Below are 1,042 nucleotides of genomic sequence, written 5' to 3'. Positions count from 1 at the left end.
GTCCTCGTCCGCCGTTCCATCGAACCCGAACAGTCGCTTGGGCCGCTCGAAGCGAAGCCCGCTTGCGCAAGGATGGGATCGGATGGACGCTCTCAACATCGGCATCGACGTGGCCAAGGACCGGCTCGACGTCGCCGCCAACACCGCCGCGCTGGCCCCGTTTCACCTGCCGCGTGATCATGCCGGGCTGGCGGACCTGGTCGAGCGCCTGAAGCCGCTCGGCGCAGAACGGATCGCCGTGGAGGCGACCGGCGGCTTCGAGACCGTCGTCGTGGCCGCGCTCGCGGCGGCGGGATTGCCGGTCGTCGTGGTCAATCCGGCGCAGGTGCGCGCGTTCGCCCAGGCGCTCGGCAAGCGAGCCAAGACCGACCCCATCGATGCGGCCGTGATCGCGCGCTTCGCCGAAGCCACACGGGCCGAGCTGCGTCCGCTGGCCGACGCCGAGACCCAGGCGCTGGCCGACCTCGTGGCCCGCCGCCGGCAGATCGTCGCCATGATCGGCGCCGAGAACCAGCGGCTCAAGCGCGCCGCCCCCCGGACCGCCAGGAGCATCGGACGGCTCCTGAAAGCGCTGGAGAGAGAACTCGCCGAAATCGACCAGGACATCGACGACAGCATCCGCCGCTCGCCCACCTGGCTGGAAAAGGCCGAGCTTGTGAAATCCGTGCCCGGCATCGGCGACCAGATCGCCCGCACACTGATCGCCGATCTGCCGGAACTGGGCACCCTCGACCGACGCCAGATCGCCGCCCTCGTCGGCCTCGCGCCCTGGACGCGCCAGTCCGGCCAATGGCGCGGCAAGAGCTTCATCGGCGGTGGACGCGCCGCGGTCCGAACCGCCCTCTACATGGGCGCCCTGGTCGCCGCGCGACACAATCCCAGCCTCAGAGCCTTCCGCGACCGGCTCGTCGCTCAGGGCAAACCCAAGCTCGTCGCCCTCATCGCCGTCGCCAGAAAGCTCATCACCATCCTCAACGCCATCGTCCGGGATCAGCAACCATGGCGCGAACAAACCGCTTGACTAACAAGACAGTCGCTCACC

The 1,042-nt window shown here is 69.4% G+C and carries 1 protein-coding gene; it reads left to right on the top strand.

The features are described 5' to 3' along the window. The first annotated feature begins 82 nt into the window (after positions 1 to 82). Positions 83 to 1,021 (top strand): IS110 family RNA-guided transposase, encoded by a 939-nt coding sequence (locus D9R14_RS22665; RefSeq protein ID WP_121625939.1) that lies wholly within the window; start codon positions 83 to 85, stop codon positions 1,019 to 1,021. Positions 1,022 to 1,042: the final 21 nt, after the last annotated feature.

It is taken from the genome of Xanthobacter tagetidis (genome assembly GCF_003667445.1).
Classification (GTDB): Bacteria; Pseudomonadota; Alphaproteobacteria; order Rhizobiales; family Xanthobacteraceae; genus Xanthobacter; species Xanthobacter tagetidis.
Note: the sequence above shows the minus strand (reverse complement) of the source record. Positions and strands in the feature narration are given on the sequence as shown.